The organism is Erythrobacter sp., assembly GCF_023653175.1.
In the GTDB taxonomy this organism is placed as follows: domain Bacteria; phylum Pseudomonadota; class Alphaproteobacteria; order Sphingomonadales; family Sphingomonadaceae; genus Erythrobacter.
Window position 1 is genome coordinate 1 of sequence record NZ_JAMNXL010000222.1, and the last position, 5,093, is coordinate 5,093.

Consider the following 5,093-nt stretch of genomic DNA (forward strand, 5'->3'; position numbering starts at 1 on the left):
ATCGCGCGGGGGCCCTGACCGCGCGGGCGGGTGTAGGGTCTGATCTTGCCGTTCCCGGCTGGGGGGGTCTTCTTGTCGCTTCCCATGATTGTGCCCGCCATGCCATAGGCCGCGCGTGACTGCCAGCATCTCCCCGACAATCTCCGGCAATCTGCTCGACTGGTATGACCGGGGCGCCCGCGATCTGCCGTGGCGCAACCCGCCGGGCCGCGCGCTGCCTGACGATCCCGCATGGCCTTACCGCGTGTGGCTGTCCGAGGTGATGCTCCAGCAGACCACGGTGGTGGCGGTGAAGCCCTACTTCGCGAAGTTCACACAGGTCTGGCCGACGGTCGAAGCGCTGGCGGCCGCTCCTGACGATGACGTCATGGCGGCTTGGGCAGGGCTCGGCTACTATTCGCGCGCCCGCAATCTTGTGAAATGCGCGCGAGCGGTGGCAGAGCGCGGCGGGTTTCCCGATACCGAGGCCGAACTGCGCGCGCTCCCCGGCCTCGGCGACTACACCGCCGCCGCGATTGCCGCGATCGCCTTCGGGCGGCGTGCGGTGGTGGTCGATGCCAATGTCGAGCGGGTGGTCGCGCGGCTCTTTGCCATAGCCGAGCCGCTGCCGGGCGCACGCAAGGCGATCCGCGCTGCGACCGCCACGATCACGCCCGAGCATCGCGCGGGCGACTTTGCGCAGGCCATGATGGATTTGGGCAGCCACGTCTGCACCACCAGGTCGCCGCTCTGCCTGCTGTGCCCGCTCGCCGGGGACTGCGAGGGGCGCAAGGCTGGCGAGCCCGAACGCCTGCCGGTGAAGCCCCCAAAGAAGCAGGTGCCCGAACGCAGCGGCACCGCCTTCTGGATCACCCGAGCGCGCGGCACGCATGTGTGGCTCGTCACCCGCCCGGCGCAAGGCATGCTCGGCGGGATGCGCGCGCTCCCGGACGACGGCTGGAGCGCGCAAGGCGACGGATCGGGCAAGGTGCCGCTGGCGGGCGAATGGCGGCGGCTGGGCGCGGTGCGGCATGGCTTCACCCATGCGGCCCTGACGCTCGAGGTGCAGGCGCTCGAGACGCTCTCCCAACCGCGCGGGGCGGGGCAGTGGTGGCCGGTGGACAGGATCGGCGAGGCGGGGCTGGCAACCCTGTTCGCCAAAGCGGCGCGGCTTGCGCTGGCCGCGCGGGACTAGAGAATCCCGCCCCCCAGCGACAGCCGCACGCCCGCGATCAGCAGCACCACGAGGCAGAAGTTGCGCCCCCCGTCTTTCGAGGACAGCGCGCCAAGCACGATGCCCACCACGATCAGCGGCAGGGCAAACCAGTTGCCCCAACCGAGAAACGGGATCTGCGAAGGGATGACGATCACCAGGCTGATAAGGCCGACGAGATAGGCAAGGGCGTTGAGCATGTGTCTTATATAGATAAGACACCGCGGTCATGCAAGACGCCTTGCGCCCGCACGATTGACCCGCGCGGCAGCCTGCCGCAGACAGGCGCGCCAGCCCTGTTTGGAGATTCTTGCCGATGTCATTGCAGACCCCCGACCCGCTCACTGTCTCGCGCCGCTCGCTGCTGCGCTACAGCACGCTTTTCGCGGGCGGGGCGGCGCTTTCGGGCCTGCCTTTCGGCCGCGCTGCCTTCGCACATGACGCCGCCGAAAGCTGGCCCAATGTCGCGGCGATGGCGGATCGCTATGTCAGCGGGCGGAAAGTCGCCAACCTGATGCTGACCTTCGGTTGGGATCAGCAGCCCCACGCCCACACCGTCGGCGGGGGCACGCTGGCGCTCGGCAAGCCGGGGATGGTGGACGAGAACTCGCTCTACCGCATCTATTCGATGTCCAAGCCGATCACCGGCATGGCGACGATGATCCTGATCGACGAGGGCAAGCTGGGCCTCGACCAGCCGGTTCACGAGATCCTGCCCGCCTTCCGTGACATGAAGGTGCTGGTCGATCCCGAAGGCTCGCTTGACGACACCGTGCCTGCCAATCAGCCGATCACGATCCGGATGCTGCTGACCCATACCTCGGGACTCGGCTATCAGATCATCAGCCGCGGGCCGCTGCAGAAGGCCTACAACGAGGCTGGGCTGATCGGCGGACGGGTGAGCCGCATGCCGATCCCGGGGGTCGAGCCGGTCACGCCCGCGCCGGGCCTCGCGGTCTGGGCCGATCGCCTGGCCGAACTGCCGCTGATGTATCAGCCAGCGACCAGGTGGAGCTATTCCTGCTCGATCGACCTGCTCGGCCGGGTGATCGAGGTGGTGAGCGGCATGGAGTTCGAAGCCTTCCTCAAGAAGCGCATCTTCGAACCCTGCGGCATGACCAGCACCTTCATGCAGGTCCCCGCAAGCGAGGCGCACCGGTTGACCGACAATTACGGGATCATCGGCGGCACCGCCTTCCCGATCGATCCTGGTGCGGCTTCGGTCTTTCTCGATCCGCCCGAAGTGGCGGCGGGCGGCGGGGGCCTCGTGTCGAGCCCCAAGGACTATGACCGCTTCCTCAGGATGCTGCTCGGCTACGGCACGCTTGAGGGCAAGTTCGTGATGAGCGAAGCGGCGGTGCGGGTCGGCACCTCGAACCTCATCCCCGCCAGCGTCGATCTCAAGGGCAGCTGGCTCGAGGGCGAGGGCCACGGCGCGGGCGGGCGCTCCAAGGGCGCAAGCTTCGGCTGGGGCGGGGCGGCGGGCACGCTCGGCGCGGTTGATTTCGACCTGAAGCTGCGCTCCTGCCTGTGGACCCAGTACATGCCGTCGGAAGCCTATCCGATCCGCGACGAATTCATGGCCGCGATGGAAAAGGATCTGGCCGCGATGCGCGGGGCGAGGAAGGCCGCCTGATGCACGCCCCTGCCCCCGCCCCTGCCGCAGGGCTGATGGCCTTCTCGGGCTCGCCGCTCGACCGGGCGGATCACATCCGCACCGATGCCGAGGCGCTGGCGGGCCTGATGAACTGGCGCGCCCGGGTACTGCTACTCGATGGCCTGCTGCCGGGGGTGGACGAGACGGGCGGGCTCGTGTGGGGCTCGCTGGCTGACGTCGCCGAGGATGCCGAGCTGGTGTTCCTCGGGATGCTCGACGGCAAGGCGCACTTCGCTCCCGTGCCGGGCGAGGGCGCGGACGGCCCCGCCTATGCCATGCCGAGGGCCTGGGCGCTGATGACCCAGCTTTCAGCGCCTGACCTGGCGATCTATGGCGGGGCGAGGAGCCTTGTCGACTGGCACGCGCGCCACCGCTTCTGCGCCCGTTGCGGGGCGGCGACAAAGCTCGTCAAGGGCGGCTGGCAACGCCACTGCGACACTTGCGGCGCGGACCATTTCCCGCGCACCGATCCGGTGACCATCATGCTGGTCGAGCATGAGGACAAGCTCCTCCTCGGACGCCAGCCGCGCTTTCCGCCCAAGATGTATTCCGCGCTCGCGGGCTTCGTCGAACCGGGCGAGACCATCGAGGAAGCTGTCGCGCGCGAGATCCACGAGGAGGCCGGGGTGCGCGTGCGCGATGTGAAGTATATCGCCAGCCAGCCGTGGCCCTTCCCGAGCCAGCTGATGATCGGCTGCACCAGCGTTGCCGACGATCCCGCGATCACCATCGACGCCACCGAACTAGAAGACGCGCGCTGGTTCACCCGCGCCGAGCTTGAAGAGGCACGCGCGGCAGGCGAGGCGGGGACGGACCTTCTCTATTTCCCGCGCCCCTTCGCCATCGCGCATCACCTCGTGTGCTGGTGGCTCGACCGGTGAGCGGCCCGCAGAACCTCACCATCGACATCTATTCCGATGTCATGTGCCCGTGGTGCCTGATCGGCTATGGCCAGCTGACGAAGGCTTTGCAGGAACTCGAAGGCGAGATCGCGGCGGAAATCCGTTGGCGGCCGTTCGAGCTGAATCCGCACATGCCCGCCGAGGGCGAGGAGCAGGAGGCGCACTTGCAGCGCAAGTACCGTCGCTCGGCCGAGGAAGGCGCTGCTTTGCGCGGCCAGATGAAGGCGATTGCCGAGGGCGCGGGCGTGTCGCTGTCCTATGAGGGTGAGGGTGAGGCTCCCCCTGCGATGATGTGGAACACCCGCGACTGCCACAAGCTGCTGACCTTCGCGCTCGAACAGGCTGGCCCCGAGGTGCAGACCGCGCTGAAGCTCGCGCTGTTCCGCGCGCACTTCAACGCTCGCAAGCCGCTCGGCGACCGCGAAGTGCTGCTCGACATCGCCGCTAGTGTCGGCCTGCACCGCGAAGCCGCCAAAGCCGCGCTGGGCGACCCCGATCTCGAAGCCCGCGTGCTCGCCGAAGAGGCGCAGGCGTGGGACATGAACATCTCGGGCGTCCCGGCGATGATCGTTGCCGGCAAGTTTCTCATACCCGGCGCGCAGGCTCCCGAAGTCTATGTGAATGCGCTCAGGCGCGTCGCCGAAAAGACCCGCGCGACCACCTGACCCGAATATCGGCTCAGCGCCGCCGCATCACCCACCCATGACAGCGCCCGCGCGGCCAGCCTCCTGCAAGCCATGGTCACACGCCCCGCAATCCCCGCGCGGGCGTCCCAGCTTGCAGGAGAACAGCAATGTCCAAGGTATCCGCGATTTTCGACAGCCACGCCGAAGCCGAGCGCGCGGTCAACGACCTGCGCTCGCTCGGGATCGGCGACAATGACATGTCGGTGATTGCCCACCACAAGGGCACCACCACCACTTCCAGCGGCGATGGTGAAGTGACCGACGAGGAACACCGCAACGTGCTGCGCGGTGTGCTCGGTGGGGGAGCGCTGGGCGCCGGGCTCGGCGTTGCCGCGCTGGCAATTCCGGGCGTCGGCCCGCTTGCTGCAGCAGGCGCCATTGCTGCGGCTGCCGCTCCCGAGGCGGTCGGCATCGGCGCGGTGCTCGGCGCGATCGGCGGCACGCTCAACGAGACGCTCACCAAGCACGGCGTCAGCGAGGAAGACGCGACCTATTACAACGACCGCATCAAGCACGGCGGCGTGGTGGTGACGGTGGAGGATATCGGCGTCGACGAGGCGAAGCTGCGCGAGGTGCTGAACCGCAACGGCGGCCACAATTCAGGCAATGCGCGCGCGGTCGGTTTCTGATCGATTGACCGGACGCGGGCGGGGGGG

At 68.2% G+C, this 5,093-nt stretch carries 6 protein-coding genes; 5 read left to right on the forward strand and 1 reads right to left on the reverse strand.

Annotated elements, in window-relative coordinates; genetic code table 11:
• Nucleotides 1–115 precede the first annotated feature (115 nt).
• Nucleotides 116–1,174, forward strand: coding sequence for an A/G-specific adenine glycosylase (locus tag NBV68_RS17515; RefSeq protein WP_296312337.1), 1,059 nt, complete (start codon nt 116–118; stop codon nt 1,172–1,174).
• Here NBV68_RS17515 and NBV68_RS17520 read toward each other — a convergent pair.
• Complete coding sequence (locus tag NBV68_RS17520; RefSeq protein WP_296312341.1) at nt 1,171–1,392, reverse strand: hypothetical protein; 222 nt, start codon at nt 1,390–1,392, stop codon at nt 1,171–1,173. The genes NBV68_RS17515 and NBV68_RS17520 overlap by 4 nt on opposite strands.
• Before the next feature lie 116 nt (nt 1,393–1,508).
• Here NBV68_RS17520 and NBV68_RS17525 point away from each other — a divergent pair, with 116 nt between their 5' ends.
• The 4 genes from NBV68_RS17525 (at nt 1,509) to NBV68_RS17540 (ending at nt 5,066) form a co-directional block, all read left to right on the forward strand.
• Nucleotides 1,509–2,828, forward strand: a complete 1,320-nt coding sequence (locus NBV68_RS17525) for a serine hydrolase domain-containing protein (protein WP_296312342.1) — start codon at nt 1,509–1,511, stop codon at nt 2,826–2,828.
• A complete protein-coding gene (gene nudC / locus NBV68_RS17530) occupies nt 2,828–3,730 on the forward strand; it encodes an NAD(+) diphosphatase (RefSeq protein WP_296312345.1) in 903 nt (300 codons plus the stop codon). The genes NBV68_RS17525 and nudC overlap by 1 nt, the downstream gene beginning before the upstream one ends.
• Nucleotides 3,727–4,416, forward strand: coding sequence for a DsbA family oxidoreductase (locus tag NBV68_RS17535; RefSeq protein ID WP_296312350.1), 690 nt, complete (start codon nt 3,727–3,729; stop codon nt 4,414–4,416). The genes nudC and NBV68_RS17535 overlap by 4 nt, the downstream gene beginning before the upstream one ends.
• Before the next feature lie 128 nt (nt 4,417–4,544).
• Nucleotides 4,545–5,066 (forward strand): hypothetical protein, encoded by a 522-nt coding sequence (locus tag NBV68_RS17540; RefSeq protein WP_296312353.1) that lies wholly within the window; start codon nt 4,545–4,547, stop codon nt 5,064–5,066.
• Nucleotides 5,067–5,093 lie beyond the last annotated feature (27 nt).